Annotated in this window: 22 protein-coding genes; 13 read left to right on the top strand and 9 right to left on the bottom strand. The window is 65.2% G+C overall.

Annotated features, from left to right (window positions below):
• The first annotated feature begins 96 nt into the window (after positions 1–96).
• The 3 genes from ABZ942_RS29885 (at position 97) to ABZ942_RS29875 (ending at position 2873) form a co-directional block, all read left to right on the top strand.
• The gene (locus tag ABZ942_RS29885) at positions 97–447 is read left to right on the top strand and encodes a bifunctional 3-phenylpropionate/cinnamic acid dioxygenase ferredoxin subunit (protein ID WP_357387724.1); all 351 of its coding nucleotides are present in this window, start codon (positions 97–99) and stop codon (positions 445–447) included.
• Positions 448–618: 171 nt separating this feature from the next.
• Complete coding sequence (locus ABZ942_RS29880; protein ID WP_357387722.1) at positions 619–1779, top strand: FAD-dependent oxidoreductase; 1161 nt, start codon at positions 619–621, stop codon at positions 1777–1779.
• A gap of 8 nt (positions 1780–1787) precedes the next feature.
• Positions 1788–2873, top strand: a complete 1086-nt coding sequence (locus ABZ942_RS29875; RefSeq protein ID WP_357387720.1) for an S-(hydroxymethyl)mycothiol dehydrogenase — start codon at positions 1788–1790, stop codon at positions 2871–2873.
• 4 nt (positions 2874–2877) lie between these two features.
• On the opposite strand, the gene ABZ942_RS29870 is transcribed toward ABZ942_RS29875, so the two are convergent.
• Together ABZ942_RS29870 and ABZ942_RS29865 are read right to left on the bottom strand one after the other, a co-directional pair.
• Positions 2878–3543, bottom strand: a complete 666-nt coding sequence (locus tag ABZ942_RS29870) for a TetR/AcrR family transcriptional regulator (RefSeq protein WP_357387718.1) — start codon at positions 3541–3543, stop codon at positions 2878–2880.
• Between the two features lie 124 nt (positions 3544–3667).
• A complete protein-coding gene (locus tag ABZ942_RS29865; protein WP_357387716.1) occupies positions 3668–4291 on the bottom strand; it encodes a hypothetical protein in 624 nt (207 codons plus the stop codon).
• A 414-nt stretch (positions 4292–4705) separates the two neighbouring features.
• Between ABZ942_RS29865 and ABZ942_RS29860 the strand changes: the two genes are divergently transcribed.
• Genes ABZ942_RS29860 through ABZ942_RS29850 form a run of 3 tightly spaced genes read left to right on the top strand, consistent with a single transcriptional unit; the run spans position 4706 to position 8731 of the window.
• Positions 4706–6931, top strand: a complete 2226-nt coding sequence (locus ABZ942_RS29860) for an MMPL family transporter (protein ID WP_357387714.1) — start codon at positions 4706–4708, stop codon at positions 6929–6931.
• Positions 6932–6980: 49 nt separating this feature from the next.
• Positions 6981–7742, top strand: a complete 762-nt coding sequence (uppS, locus tag ABZ942_RS29855) for a polyprenyl diphosphate synthase (protein WP_357387712.1) — start codon at positions 6981–6983, stop codon at positions 7740–7742.
• Between the two features lie 26 nt (positions 7743–7768).
• On the top strand, positions 7769–8731 hold the full coding sequence (locus tag ABZ942_RS29850; RefSeq protein ID WP_357387710.1) for a hypothetical protein: 963 nt from the start codon (positions 7769–7771) through the stop codon (positions 8729–8731).
• Between the two features lie 27 nt (positions 8732–8758).
• On the opposite strand, the gene ABZ942_RS29845 is transcribed toward ABZ942_RS29850, so the two are convergent.
• The gene (locus tag ABZ942_RS29845; RefSeq protein ID WP_357387708.1) at positions 8759–10282 is read right to left on the bottom strand and encodes an MFS transporter; all 1524 of its coding nucleotides are present in this window, start codon (positions 10280–10282) and stop codon (positions 8759–8761) included.
• A 75-nt stretch (positions 10283–10357) separates the two neighbouring features.
• Between ABZ942_RS29845 and ABZ942_RS29840 the strand changes: the two genes are divergently transcribed.
• Positions 10358–11251, top strand: coding sequence for a LysR family transcriptional regulator (locus ABZ942_RS29840; RefSeq protein WP_357387706.1), 894 nt, complete (start codon positions 10358–10360; stop codon positions 11249–11251).
• A 4-nt stretch (positions 11252–11255) separates the two neighbouring features.
• Here ABZ942_RS29840 and ABZ942_RS29835 read toward each other — a convergent pair whose 3' ends face one another.
• Positions 11256–12146 (bottom strand): hypothetical protein, encoded by an 891-nt coding sequence (locus ABZ942_RS29835; RefSeq protein ID WP_357387704.1) that lies wholly within the window; start codon positions 12144–12146, stop codon positions 11256–11258.
• Between the two features lie 198 nt (positions 12147–12344).
• Here ABZ942_RS29835 and ABZ942_RS29830 point away from each other — a divergent pair, with 198 nt between their 5' ends.
• The 6 genes from ABZ942_RS29830 to ABZ942_RS29805 all read left to right on the top strand — a co-directional run bounded on the left by ABZ942_RS29830 (position 12345) and on the right by ABZ942_RS29805 (position 18983).
• Positions 12345–13523 (top strand): aminotransferase class V-fold PLP-dependent enzyme, encoded by a 1179-nt coding sequence (locus tag ABZ942_RS29830; RefSeq protein WP_357387702.1) that lies wholly within the window; start codon positions 12345–12347, stop codon positions 13521–13523.
• 144 nt (positions 13524–13667) lie between these two features.
• On the top strand, positions 13668–15128 hold the full coding sequence (locus tag ABZ942_RS29825; protein WP_357387700.1) for an FAD-dependent oxidoreductase: 1461 nt from the start codon (positions 13668–13670) through the stop codon (positions 15126–15128).
• Between the two features lie 125 nt (positions 15129–15253).
• Positions 15254–16399: a GGDEF domain-containing protein gene (locus tag ABZ942_RS29820; protein WP_357387698.1), complete on the top strand. Its 1146-nt coding sequence runs from the start codon at positions 15254–15256 to the stop codon at positions 16397–16399.
• A 106-nt stretch (positions 16400–16505) separates the two neighbouring features.
• A complete protein-coding gene (locus tag ABZ942_RS29815) occupies positions 16506–17375 on the top strand; it encodes an alpha/beta hydrolase (protein ID WP_357387696.1) in 870 nt (289 codons plus the stop codon).
• Between the two features lie 148 nt (positions 17376–17523).
• Positions 17524–18123 (top strand): class I SAM-dependent methyltransferase, encoded by a 600-nt coding sequence (locus ABZ942_RS29810; protein ID WP_357387957.1) that lies wholly within the window; start codon positions 17524–17526, stop codon positions 18121–18123.
• 128 nt (positions 18124–18251) lie between these two features.
• Positions 18252–18983 (top strand): copper homeostasis protein CutC, encoded by a 732-nt coding sequence (locus ABZ942_RS29805; protein WP_357387694.1) that lies wholly within the window; start codon positions 18252–18254, stop codon positions 18981–18983.
• Positions 18984–19026: 43 nt separating this feature from the next.
• Here ABZ942_RS29805 and ABZ942_RS29800 read toward each other — a convergent pair whose 3' ends face one another.
• From ABZ942_RS29800 to ABZ942_RS29780, 5 genes are all read right to left on the bottom strand, one after another.
• A complete protein-coding gene (locus tag ABZ942_RS29800; RefSeq protein WP_357387692.1) occupies positions 19027–19932 on the bottom strand; it encodes a cutinase family protein in 906 nt (301 codons plus the stop codon).
• A gap of 254 nt (positions 19933–20186) precedes the next feature.
• Positions 20187–20741 carry a helix-turn-helix domain-containing protein gene (locus ABZ942_RS29795; protein WP_357387690.1) on the bottom strand — a complete coding sequence of 185 codons (555 nt, stop codon included), beginning with the start codon at positions 20739–20741 and terminating at the stop codon, positions 20187–20189.
• Positions 20742–20772: 31 nt separating this feature from the next.
• Entirely contained in the window at positions 20773–21639 is an 867-nt protein-coding gene (locus ABZ942_RS29790) for an alpha/beta hydrolase (RefSeq protein ID WP_357387688.1), read from the bottom strand.
• A gap of 76 nt (positions 21640–21715) precedes the next feature.
• The gene (locus tag ABZ942_RS29785; RefSeq protein ID WP_357387686.1) at positions 21716–22984 is read right to left on the bottom strand and encodes an acyltransferase; all 1269 of its coding nucleotides are present in this window, start codon (positions 22982–22984) and stop codon (positions 21716–21718) included.
• 17 nt (positions 22985–23001) lie between these two features.
• A complete protein-coding gene (locus ABZ942_RS29780; RefSeq protein WP_357387684.1) occupies positions 23002–23937 on the bottom strand; it encodes an SGNH/GDSL hydrolase family protein in 936 nt (311 codons plus the stop codon).
• Between the last annotated feature and the right edge of the window lie 9 nt (positions 23938–23946).

Here is a 23946-nt window from a genome sequence, read left to right as displayed (position 1 = left end):
TACCGGGGGATTCAGGGGTTGACGACAGCTCCACGCTGATTCACACTGTTGCGTATCGCGATACATGTTGCGCTCTAAGCAACTCATGGAGGGTTTATGGAATCCCTTGCGAAGCCCGCGGCGACCTCCGGCACGGAACTGTTCGTCGCCCGCCTCGAAGACCTGCCCGTCGGCGAGGTCGCCACCGTGCGGCCGGACGGTGGAACGCCGATCTCGGTGTTCCACACCGACGAGGGCTTGTTCGCGATCGACGACACCTGCACACACCAGGATGCGTCACTCGCCGATGGATGGGTGGAGCACTGCACCGTCGAATGTCCGCTGCACGAGTCATGTTTCGACCTGCGCACCGGTCGAGTCTCGGGCCCGCCGGCCAAGATCGCCGTGCGCACGTATGCGGTACGAATACTCGATGGTGACGTCGTCGTCAGCAGGGTGCCGTCGTGAGTAGTGGAGTCGTGAGGGAGCGTCAGCGAGCGAACCGAAGACACAGCGCGCCAATGCGCACGACGGAGCCGAGCGTTAGCGAGGTGGAGTCGTGAGGGAGCGTCAGCGAGCGAACCGAAGACACAGCGCGCTAATGCGCACGACGGAGCCGAGCGTTAGCGAGGTGGAGTCGTGAGCGTAGTTGTGGTCGGTGCATCGTTGGCCGGGTTCTCGCTGGTGCACGACCTTCGTGAACGGGGCTATGACGGCGGCATCACGGTGGTCGGTGACGAAATCCATCCGCCCTATGACCGGCCGCCGCTGTCGAAGGAGTTCCTGCACGGCGACGTCGATATCGCGTTGGGTGAGACCGACGATCCTCGTACCTGTTGGCTACTCGGACAGCGTGCGATCGGAATCGCCTCGACCGCAACGGGTCCCGGCGTCTTTCTCGACAACGGTACGACGGTCGCCGGGCGATCGCTGGTGCTGGCCACCGGTGCTCGCGCCCGCACGCTGCCGGGCGCTCGAGCACTGGCCGGCGTCCACACATTGCGCACCGTCGACGACGCGCGCGCGATCCGCACCACATTGCGCACCGCGCGCACCGTTGTCATCATCGGCGCCGGCCTGATCGGTTCCGAACTCGCTTCGACCGCAGCAACTCTCGGCGTGCAGGCCACTATTGTCGAACTCGCTGCCGATCCGCTGTCGGGTGTCTTCGGGCCAAGGATCGGCGCGCTGTGCGCGGATCTGCACGCGGCCAACGGCGTCCGGTTACGCGCCGGCGTAGCGGTGGCCGAATTCCTCGGCGACGAACACGTCAGCGCGGTGCGCCTCACCGACGGCACACTGCTCGCCGCCGACGCCGTGATCATCGGCATCGGCGCGGTCCCCAACACCGAATGGGCGCAGGATTCCGACCTGCACATCGACAACGGGTTTGTCACCGATTCACACTGCCGCACAACAATTCCCGATATCTTTGCCATCGGCGACTGTGCCCGCGCCTACCAGGACGCCTTGGGCACCCACCACCGCTGCGAGCACTGGTCGAATGCAACCGCACAGGCCCGCATCGCCGCAGCGTGCATTGTCGGCGCACCACCCGCGAACATCTCGACCACCTATTTCTGGTCCCGGCAGTACGGCCGCATGATCCAATTCGCGGGCAACCGCCGACCGGACGACGAGGTTCGCTTCATCGACGGCGACGCGTCCACACCGTCGTGCACCGCACTCTACGAACGCGAGGGCGAGCCGGTGGCCGTCTTCGCCATCGACAATGCCCGCCTGTTCACCCGCTACCGCAAGCAGATCGAGCGGCGGCCCGCAGCCATCGCAACACCGTAGGAGGATTTGTGTCCGAAACCGTGCGCGGCGTCATCGCTCGCAGCAAAGGAACGCCGGCCGAGTTGGTCGATGTGGTGATCCCCGACCCCGGGCCGCACGATGTCGTGGTGCGCGTGCAAGCGTGCGGGGTGTGCCACACCGACCTGCACTACCGCGAGGGCGGCATCAACGATGAATTCCCGTTCCTGCTCGGCCACGAGGCGGCCGGAATCGTGGAGACAGTCGGCACGGCTGTAACCCATGTTGCCATAGGCGATTTCGTCGTCCTCAACTGGCGCGCGGTCTGCGGCGAGTGCCGCGCGTGCCGACGCGGCCGCCCCTGGTACTGCTTCGACACCAGCAACGCCGGCCAGAAGATGACCCTCGCCGACGGCACCGAGCTGACGCCCGCCCTGGGCATCGGTGCGTTCGCCGACAAGACCCTCGTTCACGAAAGGCAGTGCACCAAGGTCGATCCCGAAGCCGATCCCGCCATCGCCGGTCTGCTCGGCTGCGGCATCATGGCGGGCATCGGCGCGGCGATGAACACCGGCAACGTCTCCCGCGGCGACAGTGTGGCTGTGATCGGCTGCGGCGGCGTCGGCGATGCCGCCATCGCAGGAGCCCGGCTGGCCGGTGCCAAGACGATCATCGCCGTCGACCGCGATTCCCGAAAGTTGGCCTGGGCCGGTGAATTCGGTGCGACCCACCGCATCGACGCCAGCACCGAGGACGTGGTCGAGCGGATACAGGAACTCACCGACGGCTTCGGCGCCGACGTGGTGATCGATGCCGTCGGCCGCCCCGAGACCTGGAAGCAAGCCTTCTACGGCCGCGATCTAGCGGGCACCGTAGTGCTGGTCGGCGTCCCCACTCCCGATATGACCCTCGACCTGCCGCTGATCGATCTGTTCTCACGCGGCGGCGTGCTGAAGTCCTCCTGGTACGGCGATTGCCTACCCGAACGCGACTTCCCGATGCTGATAAACCTCTACCGACAAGGCCGACTCCCCCTGGAACGCTTTGTCACCGAACGCATCTCACTCGGCGAGGTCGAAAAGGCCTTCACCGCCATGCGGCACGGCGACGTGCTGCGCTCCGTCGTGGTGTGGTGATTGGTCATCGTGGCGGCAGCAGGCCGTTCACCAAGGCCGCCAGACTCTTTCGATGAATATCGCGGGAGGTCAGGTCGGCCCACTGGTCGCCGATAGTCGCGAGCGTGGGCAGTTCCGCCAGTTCGAGCTCAGCAATGCCCAGTTCGGTGGCCGACGAGGCCGCCAGCCGTGCCCGCCGGCGATCTCGGCTCGCCCGGACGATCAGATCGCCGACGATGTAGTACCAGATGGTCCGATACACATCGACCGCCTCTTCGAGGGTGCAGCCGTAGTCGACGGCCGCGGCGATGATCATCTCGACCATCCCCATGGCCGCGGGCACCACCACGGGGTCGGACGCCAGCACCTCGATGATCCATAGACGCTCGGCCAGTCCCTCGTACAGGGTGAACGCGACCTCGATCAGCCGCTCACGCGGGTCGTCGGGGAACTGCCGCACCGGAATATGTTGCGCGTGCGCCTCCAGCACGAGCAGCAGCAACTCGTCCTTGTCCCGCACATGGTGGTACAGCGCCATCGGCGTGCTGCCGAGCTCCTTCGCCAGCCGCCGCATCGACAGCCCGTCCGCTCCTTCGCTCCGCAACACCTGATCGGCGGCCTCGACGATCGCCTCCCGCGAGAGCCGCGGTGGCCGACCAACCTTCCCTGTCCGATCCGTTTGCCTGGGCATCGAGCCATCTTCCCTCATGCGGTGACGCGGCCGAACCCGCAACAGAAGCGCCGCGCCGAAAGCCATCGGCGCGGCGCGGCAACGATGTGGCCTGCGTCTAGGCGAAGGAGCAGGTCGCCGCTGTTTACTGCGGCGTAGTGACGTCAGCGCTTCCCGTCGCCGTAAACGTACCCACCGGAATTTTGGTCTTGTCGCACGTCTCGAGTTTTATACCCTTGACGGTTCCGCTGCCCTCGAATTTATCGTCGGCGTCTACGGCACTGTTCGGGTACACCTTGCCGCTCACCTTCAGCGTGGCAGGCTTCCCATCCTTCGGGATGGTGAGCGTGAATTTGGCGTCGGTGTCGGACTGTGACTGGTCTTTGGGTGCGTTGGCGGTGCCGGTGATGACGCACCCGCTATCCGTCTCTTTGACCGCGATCGTCTTGGTCGTAGCCTTGAACGGATCTGTGGAACCCGGCTTCTTACACGCGTCGCCCTCGCCCGATACCTCCACGTCCGCCATCTCAGCGGTTATGGAGTAATCGGCCCCATCCTTCGCAACCTCCACCTTGCCCTTGCCCTTGCAGGTGACGGTGTTGGTATCCGCCGCCATCGAACCTGGGGCCGCGAGGACTCCATAGCCGAGTGCGGACGCGCCCAGCAATCCCGCGACCAGGAGCACACCGGCGCGCGACCGCTTTCGCCCGCCGGCCACCACAACAGAACGCTGCTCTTCTCGATTGATCTCCACTGCAATCCCTTCCATCGTCCATACGGTCAGACGACACATGCGAAGTGGGCATGCACCCACCGCAATGCCGTGATCCAGACAAAACAGATGAATCCGATCGCGCCCGAACGCTACCATCCGGAATGACTGAGACGTCGGATTCCAGCGGGTCGCCCTCCCTCTGGTGGATCCGTTCCGGCCGAGCAGCAACCGATCCATACCGTCTTCGTTGCGGGCGTTGACAGGGATGGGTACGACTCTCGCCGCCGCGAACTACGCCGGATTCGGTTGGCACAGCGATCTTGTCGCGAAGTCGATCGCCGATCCGAGCCATCCGTCGACGCACCGGCAACGAATGCGGAATGTCGGAAGAACCTTCCCGATGGCAGGAACTGCGGCGTCCAGCTCCACTGCTGCACAGACGTCGAGAACAGCGGAGGCACAGTCGGCATGAGGTTTGGGCAACTCAATGGATCGGCCCCGAAGGTCTGGCCGGTCGAGCGCGGGAATGTGTTGCCACGGTTGGCGGTGACGATGGTCCGGCACCGGCGCCGAGTGTTCGCAGGGTGGCTGATCGCCGTCACTGTCGGACTGCTCGGACTGCCACACCTGCTCAGCTCGTTCGTGGCTCCCGCGATCGAGGTCGCCGGCTCCGAATCGCAACAGGTGAGCCAGCTGTTGGCCGAGGATCTGCCGACGATCGGCAAGGAACAGATGATCGCGGTACTGCATTCGCCGATGCATCGGACAACAGAACCGGAGTTTCGCAAGGCGATCAGCGACACCATGTCGGCGCTGGGCCACCAAAAGGGTGTATCCGGCGTGCTGTTGTTACCCGTGGCCGGTGACCCCGACAACCTCTATGCGTCGGCCGAGACACTCGAACCGTTCCGATCCGTCCTGCACGACGAGCACGCGGCATACCTGCTCGTCGGTGCTTCCGGCGACGATCGACAGCGTCAAGAACAGGCCCCCGCCTTACAGGCTGCTGCCGAGCGATCGGCCGAAGCCGCGTCCGGCGGCACGGTTCAGGCGGCGGTGCTCAGCATGTCGGGGTTCGGCCACGTCGTCCAACAGATCGCGATCTCCGATCTGATGCACATCGAATTGATCGCCGTTCCGCTGGCGATCGCGGTGTTGTGGTTGGGTCTGCGCACACCGGTCGCGGCGTTGATACCCGTCGGCATCGCCGGCTGTTCCATCGTCAGCACCATGGGGTTGTTCGCTCTGCTGACAAAGGTTTTCACCATCGACGGCACGCTGCTGATCGGCATCAACGCCGCCGGATTGGGCATCGGGATCGATTACGCGTTGTTCGTGATGAATCGATACCGAGAGGAACTCGCGACCGGAGCAGAACCAGAACGGGCCATCGCCACCGCAATGGCCACCACCGGACGGACGGTGCTGTATTCGGCGCTGATCCTGCTCCTGGCCGTCGTCAGTCTGTTCATGGTCCGCTGGCAGGTCTTCGCGCAGATCGCTACGGGCACCATGGTGGCGACGGTCGTCGCCGCGCTGGCCTCGGCCACTCTCCTTCCCGCCGTTCTGGTTTCGGCAACCGAGTGGCTGCAACGGCGACGACGGCTCAGGTCGTGGATTCCAGGCACCGCCGCCGCGGCCACCCAGGGCGGGCGACTGTCTCGCTGGGCGGAGCATCTGATGCGACACCCTTGGCGATATGCCGTAGCCGTCACGGTCGCATTGCTCTGCGCGGCCGTACCTGCCAGCGATATGTCGATAGGCATGGACATCGAACGGCGCGCGCTCACCGACACTCCATATCTCGCCGCCCTCGCTGTCGCGGAGCGCGAGGTACCCGGCGGGTCAGGTATGGCAGTCGTGTTGGTGCAACAGCCCGTGGGCGCTGCCGCGGTGGACCTCCAGCCGTTCGCAGACGCCCTCGCGGCGGATCCTGATGTGGTTGTGATGACCCGGATCGATGACGACGAGGATCGCATCGTCTTCCTCCTGCTGCCGAAATATCCGGTGTACTCACCGGCATTCGTGCAGTTGATGGCACGGATTCATACCCAGATCGCGCCCGCGACGGTGCCCGCCGGTGTTTCGGTGCAGATCGGTGGTCCCAGCGGCGTCGGCTACGACGTCGTGACCGAGACCTCGACGAAGCTGTGGTGGGTCGTGGGTTCTGTTCTCCTACTGCTGTTCGCGGTGCTGGCCGGTGTGCTCCGAAGTCTGCTGCTGCCGGTCAAGGCGATCGTCATGAGTCTGCTCGCCACCTGCGCGTCATATGGCTTGATGGTCCTGATTTTTCAGCCCGGCGGTTCTGGTCCGCCGATCTGGCCGCAAGTGCCGCTCACGGTGTTCGTACTGCTATTCGCCCTCTCCACCGATTACGAACTGTTCCTGGTTCGCCGGATCCAGGAGGAGTATCTGATCACCGGAAACAATCGCGCTTCGGTCATAATCGGTATCCAGAGCACGGCCCGCCCCATCTCGCTGGCCGCGGTAATTCTCGCGATCGCGTACGGCAGTCTGGTGGTCTCGCAAATCAACTGCGTTCGCGAATTCGGTTTCGCTATTGCCACGGGATTGATCATCGATGCCACGTTGATCCGCCTGGTCCTGGTACCGGCTCTCATGCAGATCATGGGCCGGTGGAACTGGTGGTTCCCACAACTCGGTCTACCGGCCGAATACGCACACCGCGCCTGACCATGCCTTCCCACCTCTCCTCTAGGCCACATAGACAAGGGAGTTCACGATGCTTTCTCGGTCACGCCTCGACCCCGCTAATATGCCTCGACACATCGCGTGCATTCCCGATGGAAATGGGCGATGGGCCAAACAGCACGGAAAAGTCCGAATCAAAGGACACGACGCCGGCGAACCTGCGATCAACGATATAATATTCGGCGCTGCCGAACTGGGGATCGAATGGTTCACGTTCTACGCGTTCTCCACCGAAAACTGGCAGCGGCCAGAGCTCGAGATCACTTATCTCATGGGCGCGCTCGAAAGAGGGGTATACCGCCGGTTGGATGATTTCCACCGCCGCAATATCAGGATTCGATGGATCGGGCGTCCGGACCCGCGCATACCGCGTAACGTCCGCGCGGCAATCGACCATGCACTGACCACGACAGCGAACAATACTGGAATGACACTGGCGGTCGCATTCAACTATGGCGGACGCACCGAAATCATCGATGCCGTTCGCAGAATGATCGATGACGGTGTTACCGGCCCGGCGGTCGACGATGCCCTGTTCAGCCGATACCTGTACGCGCCGGACATGCCCGATCCGGATCTCGTCATACGCACCTCCGGTGAGAGCAGAATCTCGAACTTCTTGCTCTGGCAACTCGCCTATAGCGAACTGGTATTCACCCCCGTGCTCTGGCCCGACTTCACTTTCGACCATCTCGTCGCCGCGATCCGCGAATACCAGCTCCGCGACCGCCGATTCGGCGGTCTGGATACCGACTTGCCACCGACCCGCACGTCGTCCATCTCGTGCTCGTAGACACCGATATTCGACTGGAGGCAACTGTGATCGTGCCGGATACGGCATCAATAATTCCCACACTGCCGTTCAAGGCACGAAGCAATCCGCAGTGGGAGTTGGCCGAAGAACACGCACGCGCATGGCTCGGCCACGTATACCGACACCGCACGGAAGAAGACAAGAAGCGTTCCGAGGAAGCCCAGGTCGCAAGGCTCGTCGGCTACCTTTTCCCGGACGCCGGTCTCGAGGATCTCGTTACCCTCACCGCCGTGGGTGAAGTAGTTCTCATGTACGACGACCGAGCCGCTGACGGCGATTCATCCCTTGCCGATGTACATGCCGCGGCCTATCGGGTACAGCACGTCCTCGAGACCGGACACACCACATCGACGGACGATCCCGACCTCATTGCGCTGGCCGAGGTGCTACAGCGGATCTATCCGAGACAGTCGGAAAGCTGGCGCGCCCGGTTTCGTCGGAACGTCTGGAACCTGGTCTTCGCCTCCGCCGCCGAGCAGCAGAATCGAGAAGAAGGCCGGATCCCGGGAATTCGGGAGTGCATTGCCATCCGCCGAGAGACCATCGGTGCGCTGACGGTTCTCGACCTGGCAGAATTCGCCGGCCACTACGAACTGTCCGACGCGCTGTACAACGATCCGCATATTCACCAATTGCGCCAGTGCTGCTGCGACATCATCGGCTGGACGAATGACCTCGGGTCGTACCATCGAGAGGACGCGGCGGGCGAAGTCAATCTGCTGCACGCCCTCCAGGCAGAGAATGGAACTTCGCTCACCGCTGCCTTCGACGCAGCCAAGGAAATGATCGAGACCCGGATCTCGGATTTCATCGAGACCGAGCGCACGCTCCGGGACGGCGAGATGTACCGGACAATCAGGGAGCTCGACCGTGCCGCTGTCGACGCCGCAGTGGAAACGATGCGGCACGCGATAGCGGGTAACAGGCGATGGCAGGCCGAAGTATCGAGGTATACGACTGCGCAGTGATCAGAAGCGCTGCGCAATCGTATGCACTCACTGCTGCGCCTGGTGCCCACGCCGGGACAACAGCGACTGCAGGACGACGAGTGCGCCGAGGACGAGGACGGTCACGCCGACCATCTGCAACCCGGTGTCAGCACCTGAGATAAACGCTGCGACAACGTCATTGGCGCGGTCTGGCTTGCTGGCGGCGAGGGCTTGGGCCACGGTGTGTGGATCGTGGTCGGCGCGGATGTCCGCGGGTAGGGCGGCGACGAACCGTGCGGTCAGGACCGTGCTGATCACCGCGACGCCGAGGGCGCTGCCGAATTCGCGGGTGGTGGCCTGTAATCCGGCGCCGACGCCGGCCTGGGCGTGCGGCAGCGAGCCGGCGATCGCGCCGGAGAGGGTCGGAAGTGCCAGCGTCACACCGATTCCGGTCACGACGAGCCAGGCGGCATAGGTGAGGTACGGCGTCTGCGCGTTGCTCGTGGATAGGCCGAGCAGCCCGCCGCCGACGAAGGCGAAGGCCAGCGCGGTAGTGGCGTCGATGCCGATGCGCTGTGCCAGGTTGCCGACATGTCGTGCGCCGAGGATAACCGGGATGGTCAGCGGGATGATGCCGAGACCGGTGCGCAGCACGCTGAATCCCATGCCGTACTGCAGGAATGACGCGTTGATGTAGAACAGCGCGAACATGCCGAAGAACACCGCCGTCATGCCGAGGCAGGCGCTGCGCAGGCCGGGAACGCGGAACAGGCGCGGATCCAGCAGTGGGTGTTCGACTTTCAGTTCGACGAATGTCCACACCGCGAACAGCACTGCGGCACCGGCGAACCCGCCGACGACGACCGCGCTGCCCCAGCCCGACTCCGGCCCCTGGACGATGCCGAGCAGCAGTGCCACCGACGCGGCAACAAACAACAGCGCACCGGGTAGGTCGAGGCGGCGGTCATTGCGCGGTGACACCGGCGCAATACGCCCGACGAGGGCGATGAGAACCAGCGAGATCGGCACGGCGACAATGAACAACCAGCGCCACGATCCGCCCGAAAGCACCGCTCCGCCACCGACATTGCCGACGACTCCGCCGATGCCTGTCATCGACGCCCACACCGCGATCGTCGGACCTTTGCGTTCGACGGGCACAGCATGCAGCAGGACAGCGAGCGTGTTGGGCAACACGGCGGCGGCGCCGATCCCCGTGATCGCACGGCTGACGAGCAGCACGGCCACGTTCGGCGCGACCGCCGACAGCAGCGCGCCCACCGCGAACAGCAGCAGCCCGACCAGCAGGACGCCCTTGCGGCCGAAGCGATCCCCCGCGGCCCCGCCGGGAATCACCAGGCAGGCGAAGAAGATGACGTAGGTGTCGACGATCCAGACCAGCGTCGACGCGGAGGGATGCAGTGCGCTCGCGGCGAGCATCGGGACGGCGAGGTTGATCGCGGCGACCATGCCAACGACGAGCACGACGCAGGCACACATGACCGCGAGCAGGCCGCGCTGTGCGACCGGACGGGATAAGGGTTCACGCGACGTCGGTGGACGGTCGCGGAGCAAGACGTTGAATGGCATGGGTACGACGTTATGAATGTCATCGGTTTCCGTGCCACGCAACTTTCACAAGAGATACTTGCGTACGATGCAATCATGCCCGAACAGCTCGACCTGAACCTGTTGCGCGTGTTCGATGCGTTGCTCCAGGATGGCAGCGTCACGGCGGCGGCCGAACGCCTGCACCTGTCCATCCCCGCGACCAGCCGCGCGCTGGGCCGGCTGCGGCGCGCGATGCACGATCCGATCCTGGTGCGCGCCGGTCGCGGGATGGCGCCGACACCGTTCGCATTGCGCACCGCGCCGCGGGTGCGTTCCTTGCTCGACGAAGCGGCGGCGCTGATCAGCGCCGACCGCGAGGTGACGGTCGCGGAACTGAAGCGTACCTTCACGATTCGCCTCAACGACGGTGTCGCCGCGACGTTGGCGGCGGTGGCAGCCGAGGCCGCTGCGGTCGCGCCCGGCGTGACGCTGCGCTTCGTCACCGAAGGCAGTGAAAGCATCGAGGCGTTGCGCGACGGTTCGGTCGACCTCGATATCGGCGTCGGCGACGTCACGGCTCCCGATATCCAGACCGCGGTGCTCTATCACGAGCGAATAGTCGGCATCGTCCGTGCCGACAGTCCGCTCGGCCAGCATCGCCGCCCCACATTGGCACAGCTGTGCCAGTTTCCGCACGTCTCGGCCTCGCGCCGGGGCCGGGCCCGCGGACCGCTCGACGATGTGCTCGAAGCCGAGGGCCTGCACCGCCGGGTCGCCGCCGTCGTGCCCACCTCCGCCATTGCCGCGCTCCTGGTCTCCGCCAGCAACTACGTCGGATTGGCGCCGCAACGCCTCGCCGAACAGTACGGCGAGGCACTGGGCCTGCGCTGGTTTCCCATCCCCGCCGCCCTGCCCGAACTCGCGATACGACTGCTCTGGCACGCACGGCTCGATGCCGACCCAGCACAGCGTTGGCTGCGCGACACCCTTCGGGACGCGGTCAGCTAGACCGCTACGCGTCCGCGTGTTCCAGTTGGGACAGGTTGCCGAACACCGCGACCGCCACCGCACCGCCGATGGCGAGAACGAAGCCGAGCCCCGCCAGCCACCCGAGTCCGGGTCGCGAAGTGTCGCCGAGCACCAGGACTCCGACGATTCCGGGAATGACCGTCTCGCCGACCACCAGCGCCGCGGTAGCGCCGTTCACCGAACCGAGTTGCAGCGCAACGGTATGCAGGTAGAAGCCGCCGATGCCGGCGATCGCGATCGTCCACGCGGCCGGATCGGCGAGCAGCGCCGGCACGTTCAACGGATCGATCCCCTGCACGATGCGCACCGCAATCGCCAAGGCCCCGAACAACATTCCGGCGGCCAGACCCGCGGCCACCGCGCCTCGGGACCCGAGCCTGCGCACCACGAGCTGACTGACGCCGAACAACAGCACCGCCGCGATCAGCACGCCCCAGTGCATGACCGGATTATCGCTGCCACCGCCCTCATTCCCCGCGGCGCCGCCGAGCGCGGCCAGGGCGAGGATCACCGCACAGATCGCCACCCAGTCCCGCAGGTGCAACCGGATACCGAGCACGAAGATCCCCAGCACCGCGGTGATGATCAGATTCGCGCTCATGATCGTCTGCGACAAGAACAGCGGAATCAGTCGGGCCGACACCGCATTCCCCACGAACCCCACCACATCCAGTGCGCTGCCGATGATGAACCACACCGTCAACACCGCGGCGACCGTGGAGGCAACCGTGGGCGCACCGGTTTCGGTCAGCTGCCCGTCAGCGCCTCGCGCCTCCGCCGCCGCGGCCGACCGCCGCGCGGCATACGCCTGCAGCACCGACGCCACCCCATACCCCACGCACGCGAGCAACGCGGCAACCAGACCAATCAGCACACGACCAACCCCATCGACACCACACCCACCGTTTCAGTCACAACCGACGATAACGTCCGTCAACCGCGGCCCAGTCGACCGGCACCGTCACGACGCCGTGAACTCATCCGCGAATAAGTGGACGTAATGACCGGTTAAGCCGTAGTCTTCAGGCGGCAAGAAGTGGACATAATGTCCGCTTGGTTTGGAGGCGATGAGATGACCGCGACGATCGGGACGGTGAGGGTCGGTACTACTCCCCTTGTCCGCGAACACTTTCCGGCCGCGCGCCGGTGGGCTTACCTCAACCATGCCGGGATCAGTCCGCTGCCGCAGCCGTCGGTCGATGCGATGGTTCGGCGGGCTACCGAGGTTTCACTGGATGGCGAGTTCACGTATGCGGCGCACAGTGCCGAGGTCGAGCGGGTGCGTTCGGCCGCCGCACGGTTGATGGGAGTGCCGTCGGCCGATGTCGCGTTCGTCAAGAACACCACGACCGGGCTCGGGATGATTGCCAACGGTCTCGACTGGGCTCCCGGCGACCGGGTGATCGTGCCGGATCTGGAATTTCCGTCGACGCTGTATCCATGGCTGGCATTGGCGGATCGGGGTGTGCTGGTGGACCGGGTTCGGCCCGAGGGACCGAGCGGGCGGCTCACCGTCGAGGCGTTCGTCGATCGGATTCAGGACGGGCCGCCGCCGAAGGTGGTAGTCACCAGCTGGGTGCAGTTCGGGCGCGGCTGGCGGGTCGACCTGGCCGAGCTGGGGCGGGCGTGCCGTGCGGTCGGAGCTTTGTTGTGCGCGGACGTGATACAGGGACTCGGCGTGCTCCCGGCCGAATTGGCGCACTGGGGCGTCGATTTCGCGATGGCAGACGGACATAAGTGGCTGCTCGGTCCGGAAGGTTGCGGCGTGCTGTACGTGCGGGGCTCGCGGCTGGATCTGCTGCGGCCGCTGGAGCCCGGCTGGAATTCGGTGGCGCACCGCGAGGAGTGGGACAACCTCGAGCTGATATTCGACGACACGGCACGGCGTTTGGAAGGTGGGATGCCGAACGTGACCGGCATCGCCGCGCTCGGTTCGTCGATCGATCTGCTGCACGAGGCGGGCATCCCGGCGATCTGGTCGCATGTCGATCGGCTGTGCGATCTGGCATGCGCGGGCCTCACCTCGATCGGCGCGACCGTACTGTCGGACCGTTCGACCGAAGGACGATCCGGCATCGTCGCGGTGCACCTCGACGGTCCGCCGATCCCATTGCTGGCCAAGCAATTACAGGCCAATGGCATCGCGGTCTCGGCCCGCGCCGGCGGGCTGCGCATCTCGCCGCACGGTTACAACAACGACGAGGATATCGAGCGATTGGTCGATACCGTGGCCACGCTGATCCGCACCTGAAACCGCCGAGCCGACACCGTAGCTGCCGCATACTCATGACCATCCCCCTGCCGAGGACCCGTCATGAGCGCGTTTGCATGCGAATCCCTCCCCGCATTCCACCGCCTACGGCCCCGGCATTCGCCCAACCCGTAGGAGCCCCCCATGGATCTCGCGGCACCCATCTGCGTCGTCGGCGCGGGCCAGAGCGGCATCCTGGCCGCCGCGAAGCTGCGCGACCTCGGCTTCGAGAATATCGATATTCTCGAGGCCGGTGCGCAGCTCGGCGGCTACTGCCAGACCGTCGACATCGACGACGACATCTACGATTTCCAATCCCATCTGGTCATTCAGCAGTCGTTCGGCGCGGACATGGCCGGCACCGCCATCGACGAGTTGCTGCGCAATCATCCGGTGCCGACGAAGACCGAGACGCTGTACTTCGTCGGCAGATCCGATTCCGGCAAACCACAGCTCGCGGTGCCGCCACACTTGCTGGCGCTGTTCCAGACCCTGTCCCCGCAGCAGGTGATCGATCAGCTGGTCGAGGCATGGAACATCATCGAACGGGCACTCCGGGACAGACACGGGCCCGGGGCAAGCGGATTGGCGTTCGATGGTGTTCCCGGCCAGACGTGGGAGACCTATCGGGCACGCCACGCACCGCTGGTCGGCGAGGTACTGCAGGGGCTGGTGATCTACGCCAATATGCGTCGACCGCGTCAGCCCGCCGAAACGGTCATCAATATCAACGCGCATATCTCCGGGCACGTTTCGCAGTTGGCGAAGCTGGTGCTGTCGCTGAATCCGACCGAGAAGGAGTCACTGCTCGCACGGATGCCGGGGTCGCTGGTCGCCCAGTTGACCTCCCATCGACCGGTGAGTCTGAGCTTTCGAGAGGGGTTCATCAGTTTCCTGCGCCGGATAGCCGATGACCACCGGCTCACGGTTACGGTGAACAGCCAAGTGTCCGGCATCGAACCCGTTCAGCCGGAAGGGGTTCGGGTCTCCTACACCGTGGACGGGGAGCAACACAGTGCGACCTATGCGCGAGTCGTGGTGACCGCACGGCCCGCGCAGATTCGAGAAATGTTCCCCGAGGGGGCAATTCACGAAGTGTTCGCCGAGCGGAACTGCCCGCGGCAGTGGACGCGCAGCTACCTCATCCGGGTACGGGAAGAACTCATCAGTTTTCCGCACCGGCCGGATTCCGTTGAGCCCCTCGGCTTCTGGGTGATCGACCCCTACGGCAGCTACACCGACACCGATCCCGAACAGGCCATGCACCGCATCACCGCGGCCAACAAACAACATCCGGGACCGTATTGGGTCTGCTTCAGCAACTCCGACACCTCGATATCCGCCGCGCAAGCGTGGTCCCTCGCCAAGGACAGCCTGTTCCTGTTCCACGACCCGGAGCTGGTCGCCGAGACGATCGCCGAATGGCCCGCGTATCCGAGCGCGGCCGCGGTCCGCGACGGCTGGTTCGATCGGGTCGCGGATATCCAGGGACGGGATGGCGTCTATTTCGTCGGCGAAATACTGTCGGGGCCGACCGCCGAGTGCATCAGTTCATTCGTCCGTGACGTGATCCCGGCGTGGTTCGGGCCGGGCAATCCGGCGTGACCGCAGCTTCTCCTCTGGAGGCAAATTCCCAGTTACTCACAGTTACAGCTAAACTCTCCCGAGAACCAGCGTTTGTCAGGCAGTACACCACAGACCGGAGATTGCCAGCCGAAGGCGGTGGATCGGTGACCAACAGTCGAACGATGGTTCGCACCTGGTGGCGATACCGGGTCGATTACCGCTGGCTGATCAAAACGCTCGAATCCCACTCCGCGCTCGGACCGCTGAAGTTCATGGTCGGCGCGGGCGGCATCGTCATGGGAATGATCACCATCCTGGCGCTGATCTCGCACGCGGGCCAGCACGGGGCCGTGGGGCAGGCGCAGGCCGTCCTCGTGGTCGTGATGGCAGGTGTGTGGACATTGCGCTGGTGGTTGTTGCCGTGGCCGTGCGAGCTCGAGTCGCTGCTCTGGATCGGCGGGGTCGATCTCGCGATCACCGCCAACAACGTGATGATCCAGGATCGCCTGCTCGGCGCGATGGGGTGCGTGCTGTTGGTGATCACCGGCGGATACATCACCATCTTCCACAGCCCGCAGGTCCTGGCCCTGCATATCGGCTGGTCAGTGCTGTCGATTATGGCGTTGGCCTACATGATGGTGCACGGCGTGCCGACGACCAACGGACACGGCAAGGGCGATCACGCGCTCGGCATGGTCGCCATTCTGGTGGTCCTCGTCGTGACCGGTGTGCTGCTGCCGATCGTGCATTTCTACAACTGGCTGCTGCGGGTGGACGCACTGTCGGATCCGCTGACCAAGCTGTTGAACCGGCGCGGCCTCGACTCGCACCTGCCGCGCTTCTTCGGACGACGCTGCCACGAAGGCGTCTACGTGGTCACCCTCGATCTGGATCGGTTCAAAACCGTCAACGACACCTTCGGTCATTCGTTCGGCGACGAGGTGCTGGTGCGGACGGCCGCGCGCCTGCGGACGGCGGCGTCACCCGACGCCATCGTTGTGCGCACCGGCGGTGAGGAATTCATGGTGGTCGGTCACCTGCACGGTGCGGATATCGGCGCCGTCGCGGAACGACTACGGCACGCGATCGAAACCACGCCCGGCCTGCCGAGCGCCATCACCGCCAGCGTCGGCGCCGCAGAATTCGAGCCCGGTCGCCAGTGCGAGCAGCATCTCGCAACGACACCGCTTGATTTGTTCCGCAGCTCGGACTCGGCCATGTACCGGGCAAAGCAATTGGGCGGCAACACCGTTGTGATCGCCGATCCACTGGACGTATTTCCGCCCTTGCGCGACTCCCGCACGGCCTGACTCCGGCTCCTGGCGTACGGCGGTACTCATGAACCGACATCCCGGACCGATGAGTTTCGGCCATGGCGGTGGTCTGCACAGGAGACGCAACCGCTGAGGAGTCGCCATGCCGCTTCATGTTCAACGATCACCCGAGCACGTGGTCACCGTCGGTGATGTCGAGCTGTGGGTGACCGCCTTCGGGGATCACGGACAGCCGCCGGTATTGCTGCCGAGCACTTCGAGACTGTGCTGGGAAGATCAATTCTGCGATCGACTGGCCGGTGCCGGCCGGTTCGTCGTGCGCTATGACATCCGCGATACCGGCCGGTCGACTGCCTATCCGACCGGTTCGCCCGGCTATCGCCTCCGTGATCTGGTCTCGGACCTCATCGGACTGATGGATGCTTTCGAACTTCCGCGAGCTCATCTGGTGGGCTTCTCGGTGGCCGGATGGATCTGCCAGCTTGCCGCGCTCGACTATCGCGACCGGGTGTCCGCCCTGACCTTGATCAACACCCGTCCAACTTCGCCCGGCCCGGCGGACCCGGATCTGCCCGAACACTCCCACCGACTCACGGAGTTCATCACCAATACGCCCGCTCCGGATTGGTCCGATCGGGCGGCGGTGATCGACTATCGTGTCGAACAGGCCCGAATACGCGCGGGCACGAATGGATTCGACGAACAGCAGGCGCGGGAGCAGGAAAGCCGAATGGTCGACCGTACGACCAACATGGCCTCCAGCGTCTTCAACTTCGCGTATGTCGAGGCCGACCGTTGGCGGGAGCGTCTGGGCGAGCTCACTGTGCCGACTCTCGTTGCGCACGGTACCGATGACCCGTTCTTTCCGTACGGCAACGGACAAGCCATGGCTCGGGAGATCCCCGGCGCCACCCTGCTCCCACTGAACGGCATCGGCCACGAACTCCCGGCCACCACCTGGGATCAACTGCTCGCCGCCATGCTGGCACTCCAACCGGAATCCGTGTCCTAACCGGCCTCGACCGGTAACCGCAGCCCGTACTGCGCCAACGTGGCGGGTCTGCGCAGATCCCATCCATCGAGGTTGTAGCGCAACAGGATTCCGCGAAGTAAGGTGAGCCTTACTACGCCCCTTGGAGGCACTCATGACGACTACCTGGCTGGACACGCTGCTCCGGCAAACGCGGCGAGTCGGCGACTTCCCGTACCCGCATCAGGCCGCATTCCTGCTCGACAATCCGGTGCGGCGACTCTTCACCAATCCGCGAGACACCATCGACCAACTCGAACTGAGCGGCACCGAACAGGTCCTGGAGCTCGGCCCCGGACCCGGCTTCTACAGCCTCGAACTCGCGCGCAAGCTCACCGACGGCAGACTGGAACTGTTCGACATCCAGCCGCAAATGCTCGATAAGGCCCGCCGGAAACTGGCGGCTGCCGGATGCGACAACGTCGGCTTCCACAGTGGCGATGCCGGTGCGGGCCTGCCGTTCCCGGACGACTCGTTCGACGTCGCGTTCCTCGCCGCCGTGATCGGCGAAGTCCCGGACAAGCCCGCATGCATCCGCGCCCTCGCCCGCGCCTTGAAGCCCGGCGCACAACTCGCATTCTTCGAACACTTCCCGGACCCGGACCGCATGAGCGTGCCCCAACTACAGAAACTGGCTGAACCAGAAGGATTTTCCCTCCTCAACACCCGAGGCGATCGGTGGCACGACACCGTCCGCTTCACCCGCAATCCAAAACCAATCGAAAGCTAACGGACACCTGCGGTTTCGCCCACCTGACGCACAAACCACGCTCTTGACGCAAGCCGCAGCATCAGTCAAGAGCATGCAACCTACGTCAAGTCAGGCCCGGGGGTCGCGGGTGGTGGATACTCGCTGCTGTGCGTATCGAGATCTGTGTTGAGTCGGTTGGTGGGGTGCGGGTTGCTGAGGAGGCGGGGGCGGATCGGGTCGAGTTGTGTTGTGGGTTGTCGGATGGGGGGTTGACGCCGAGTTTGGCGTTGATCGAGGAGGCGGTGGCGCTTACCGCGAATACCCAAGTGCACGTGTTGATTCGGCCGCGGTCGGGGGATTTCCGGTACTCGGGTGACGAGGTTTCGGTGATGGTGCGGGATATCCATGCGGCTCGCGCGGCGGGTGCGGACGGTGTCGTCATCGGTGCGATCGATGCGGCCGGTGCGCTGGACCCGGCTTGTGCGGCGTTTGTGGATGCGGCTGAGGGCTTGGAGATCACGTTTCATCGGGCGATCGATGTCAGTGCTTCTTCGGAGCGTGCCTTGGATCAGGCGATCGCCTTCGGGTTCACCCGCGTGTTGACCTCGGGTAGGCAGCGTTCTGTTCTGGATGGCGCCCCGGTGATCAAAGAGCTGGTGCGGCAGGCTGGTGGGGCGATCGAGGTGATGGCGTGTGGCGGCGTGCGGCCGTCGAATGCGGTTCAAGCGATCGAGGCGACCGGCGTCTCGGCTTTGCATGCGGCGGTGCGAACGCCGGTTTCCGGGGATGCGGACAGTGCGGCGTTGTTCGCGGGAGTCGGTGTCCCCCAAGGGTTCGACCATTTCGACACCGACCCCGCCGAGGTGGCCACGCTCTGTGAGCTTGTTCGAGGCCGTTGAGTGTGGCTGCGGTCCGGCGGCAATCGCCGGACCGCTGTCAGCTCTAGCGGCTCGCCTCGATCAGGCGCTGCCGCAGCCAGGTGAGCGGGGTGGCGCCGCCGCCGATGGCGTAGCCGGGGTAGCTCTGGTGGATGCCGGACTTCAGGAAGTCGTCGACCTGACGCTTGCGTTCTTCGTAGGCCGAGTTGTTGAGCTGGTCGGAGAGCAGGCCGAGACCGCCGGCGGCGAGGGCGTCGGCGATGAGCTGGTTCGCCTGCTGCTGGTAATTGCCGAACAGGGCGGGGTTGGGGTTGGAGATCTGGGCGAACAGGCCGGCGAAGCGAGCGGCGAAGTCGCCGTCGGGGGTCGCGCAGTAGAGATCGCCCGCAGCACAGAAGGTGTAGGTCTGCGGGCTGAGCCAGCCGAAGCCGCCGATGCGCGGACCACCCGCACCCGCACCCGCGACGGGCGGGCCGATCAGGGTGTCGGTGGGCGAGCGCCGGGGATCGGAGATGAGCCCGACGAGCGCGACGCGATTGGGCGACACCACACCGAGTCCGGTGCCGATCTCGGCGGCCAGGTCACCGGCCGCGTCCGCACCCTGGCTGTAGCCGAGCAGCGCGAATCGGGTGTTGTCGCAGTGCTGCGCCATGGTGGAGATCAGCCCGCGCGCATGGTCGACGGCTTCGCCCTTGGAACGACCGTAGACGTCGCCCTCCCACGGAAACGCGGTCGCGGGGTACACCACATAGTCGGTCCGGACGTTGCCCGGCAAGTTGTCGGCGACCGCGGCGAGCATCCCCTTGCCCGGATCGGTGTTCGAGGTCTCCCAGGTACCGGGAACCGCTACGACATACATTTCGGGGCAGTCCTGCGGGGCGGCCTGAGCGGTCGCGGTGACGCCGATCGGTAGGGCGGCCGTGACCATCGCTGCCGCACAAGCGGCGGTGTTCTTCCATCGCGATAACATCGTGTACTCCGTGTTCACTGCCGGGCATGCCCGGTCGGCGAAGGCGCTCGGTGTCCGTTTGAGCGCCGATGACTGTCTTTTCTTCAGGTGGATACTTCAAGTTGTCGTCGGGAACGTCCCCGCAGCTAGGGAACAGTGTCCCCAGAAAGTCCGTCCGGCGCCAGCCTGTTCGACAGTACGGGAGGAGTATTTGCGTTGACGCACGGATTTCGAGTTGGCGACGGGTCGGCACAGCCCGAACGCGGCCGCCGACCTCAGCGCAGCAGGCCCGCGATCAGCGCCATCAGCGCCCGCTGCGCCTCTACCTGCGCGGTGCGCGGATCGGGTTCGTGCGCGACGATCAACCCCGCCTCGGTGACCGCGCTGAGCAGCAACTGCGCCAGCATCGGAATCGACGCGTCGACGATCAGCCCTGCGGCACGGGCACTTTCGAGCTGCGAGACGATCAGGCCGAGGCCGTGGCGGGCCTCGAATTCCCGCCACGCCTGCCACCCGAGCACCGCGGGCGCGTCCGACAGCGCGATCCGGACCATCTCGGGCCGCTGGCAGATCTCCAGGAAGACACCGAGCCCGATTGCCATGGTGGCCAACAGATCATCCGACGCGGGCGCCGCGGCGATCGCCGCCTCGATCTCCTCGGTGTTCTCCACCTCCAGCTGCTCGAGCACGGCCAGGAACAGGCCACGCTTGTCGCCGTAGTGGTAGTTCAACGCACCCCGGGTGACGCCCGCGGCGATGACGATCTGCTCCGCCGAGACGGCGGTAAAGCCGTTTTCGGCGAACAACTTTCGGCCTGCCTGCTCCAGCACAGTCCGAGTACTACGCGAACGTTCTTCTTGACTACGGTGTTGCATGGAGCCGAGTGAACTCCAAAATAAGCTCGGTAAGCAACTCCGGTTGATCCTCAGGGCTCGCTGTATAGGAATCTTCTATGAAACGCAAGGTGGCGTTCGGCAGCTCCTTGACCAGCCGTTCGGCCAGCGGAATCGGGAACAGCTTATCGTCCTTGGCCCAGGCGAGCAGTACCGGGATCTTGATCTCCGGATAGTGCTTCGCGGCTTCGAGGGTGTAGCGGCTGCTCACGGCCTTCAGGAAGCGGCGCAGGTCGTGCCGGATGGCGCCGGAGTTGCGGCTCGGCAGCAGGTAGGAGTCGATAACATCATGCGGCACAGGATGTTTGGCCACCCAGCCGAGCGCGATCGGCAGCGGGTGCAGCGCGCGAATACGCAGCAGTTCGGTCACCGGGCGAATCGATCCGGGGATCCGCGCGATCGGCGGCAGAATGTTGAACGGCGGCGGCAGGAATCGGTCGTAACAATCCACCGAATTCAGCACCACCCGGCCGATCCGATCGGTGCTCCGGCTCAGCAGCATCTGCACGATCGCGCCGCCGGTGTCGTTGGCCACCAGGGTGACGTCGGTGAGGTCGAGCGCGGTCAGGAAGTCCGCGATCCGGTCGGCCAGCCCGGGCAGCGAGAGGTCGGCGTCGGGCACCGGGATCGAATGCGCACCGAGCGGCCAGTCGGGGCTGAGGCAGCGATGACCCGCGGCGGCGATGGCGGGCACCACCTTGCGCCAGAGATTCGCGTTGACGAGCAGCCCGTGCACGAAGACCACCGGCGCGCCGGATCCCGTGTCGTGGTAGCGAATTCGGCCGCTGGGCAGATCCACCTCATGTGCCGGGCCGAGCGAAGTACTGTGTCCCATGTTCCCTCCGGTGTGGTAGGCACTCTGAAATTTACATACATACCGCATGTATGTCTACTGCCGATGGGCAGCCCGGCTACCGCGCCGATGCTGGTTTCGATTGTGGCGCACCGACAGTCACCTCCGCGCCGGAATCGTCGGCGCCGCGCTTGGACCGCCGCCCGGAGAACCGGCGCATCAGTGGATCGTCCACCCAGTGATAGATCGCCGCCGCGGCCACCGTCGACAGCACCAGGCTGAGCCCGGCCCAGCCGAGCCAGCCGAACAGCCCGAATTGCTTGCCGCCCACGAAGAATCGAGTAACCAGCACCATGACCGGAAACTGGATCAGGTAGAACGCGTAGGAGATGTTGCCTAACCACACCATCCGCGGCATCGAGTTCAGCCCGCGAATGCCGGCCAGATCGCGCGCCGCCAGCGTGGCCACCACCGCCGTCATCGGGCCGACCAGCAGCGCCGACATCTTGTAGTTCACCGGAACCATCCAGGTGGCGACGTATGCGATGGCGAGCGCGCACAGCGGCCAGCGCACAGTGGTCAGCCGCCAGCGCCCCTCCAGCACCAGCCGCCCGGCCAGCACGCCGAGGAAGAACTCCGGCAGCCGCGACGGCGGGAAGTTGTAACTGAGCCAATACGACGGCGACACCGGGATATCCGGCTGCCGGAACCACGCCTGCGACGCGTGTAACTCGAAGTACGGCGAGTCGTCACCCGGAACCAGCCGTGGGGCAAAGGTATTCGCGATGCCCTTCGGTCCGTCCACCCAGAGGTAGTACCCCGTGTGGATGGCCAGGATCAGCACGAGCAGCCCGCCGAGCCACCACCACAGCCGAGCGCTCGGTATCCGCCGCACCAACGGCAGCAGCAGCGGAAAGCTGAAGTAGAACAGGATTTCCGAGCACAGCGACCAGGACGGCACGTTCAGCCCGCCCACCGTCGTCCACTTCGGCACCCAGGTGTGCACCAGCAGCAGATTCGGCACCCACAGCACCAGCCGATGCAGCGGCACGCTCGCCAGCACGATGAACGCCAGCGCCGCCACCAGGTGCGTCGGATAGATCTTCAGCACCCGCCGCCAATAGAACCGCGGCACCGAACTGCCCGGCTTGAACGACCAGAAGATGATGAACCCCGACAGCACGAAGAAGAACGTCACGCCCGCCGCGCCGAGCTGCATCGGCATCACCTGGTGGATGTGCCGGAACAGCTCGGACTTCTGGAACGGATACACCGGCAGAAACACCAAGGCGTGCAACAGAAATACCGCGAACGCGGCCCACCACCTGGCGCCCGTCAGCGACGGCAGCGCGGGCCGCCGCCGCTCGACCTCCCGCGATACCGCCACCGGCGCGCTCACCATGATCAGCCCGCGATCAGCCGCTGTAGCGCCGCCGCGACGACGCCGTCACCGTGCGAGGACGGATGCACCGGGGTGCCCATCAGCTCGCTGCGCGGGTCGAGAATGCCCGCGAGCCACGGCTGCGGCGAGCACAACCCGTGCCCGGCGGTGACCGCCTTGGCGTCGAAGAAGTCCACACCGAGGAGCTGGGCCGCCTCCCGCTGCGCCACGTCCATCCGGTCCCACAGCTGGATGGCCGAGCCGGCCCTGGTCTGCACGATGGAGCCGACGCCGAGCACATCGACGCACCAGGTCTGCTGACCGGGGGCGTTCATCTCCGGGTAGCCGACGAACACGATCCGCGCGTTGGGCGCGTAGTACCGCACGTAATCCACCACCGGCTTGATGCGATTCACGTACTCCTGGGTGTTCACCCCGCGAAAGTCGGTGGCACGGCCCTGTTCCGCGGCCTCGGGGCCACAACCACGGATCACGTCGAGCACGCAGTTCAGCAGGGTCTGCCGCAGCCGCACCGTGTTCTCGCCCCAGGCATCGTTCAGGCCGGTCTGGATGAGCACCGTCTTGGTCCGCGGTCCGAACGAGCCCTGCGAGTCCGCGCCGCGTGCCTCGTGCGCGAGGGTGAATCCGGGACCGCTCACCAAAGAGGCGCCCCGACAGGACATGTCGACGAAATCGTTGGTGCCCCAGATGCCGAGACCCTGAGCCAGCTGGGTGGGCCACGAGGTCGGGCCGTGCGAGCAGTCCGGTTGCGCACCGGGCGAGACGTTTTCCAGCGCGGCGGCGATATCGCCGTTCGCGGTGAACGAGTCACCGAGCACCACAAGGGATTTCCCGCCATCGGGCTCGGCGGAGGCGAACGGGGCCGAGGCCAGCAGCAGCGCGGACGCCATGCTCATGGTGGCGGCGGCCAATGCGCGGTAACGGGTCGAGAGCTTCATGTGCTTCCT

The organism is Nocardia sp. NPDC046473, from assembly GCF_040645995.1.
Taxonomy (GTDB): Bacteria; Actinomycetota; Actinomycetes; order Mycobacteriales; family Mycobacteriaceae; genus Nocardia.
Note: the sequence above shows the minus strand (reverse complement) of the source record. Positions and strands in the feature narration are given on the sequence as shown.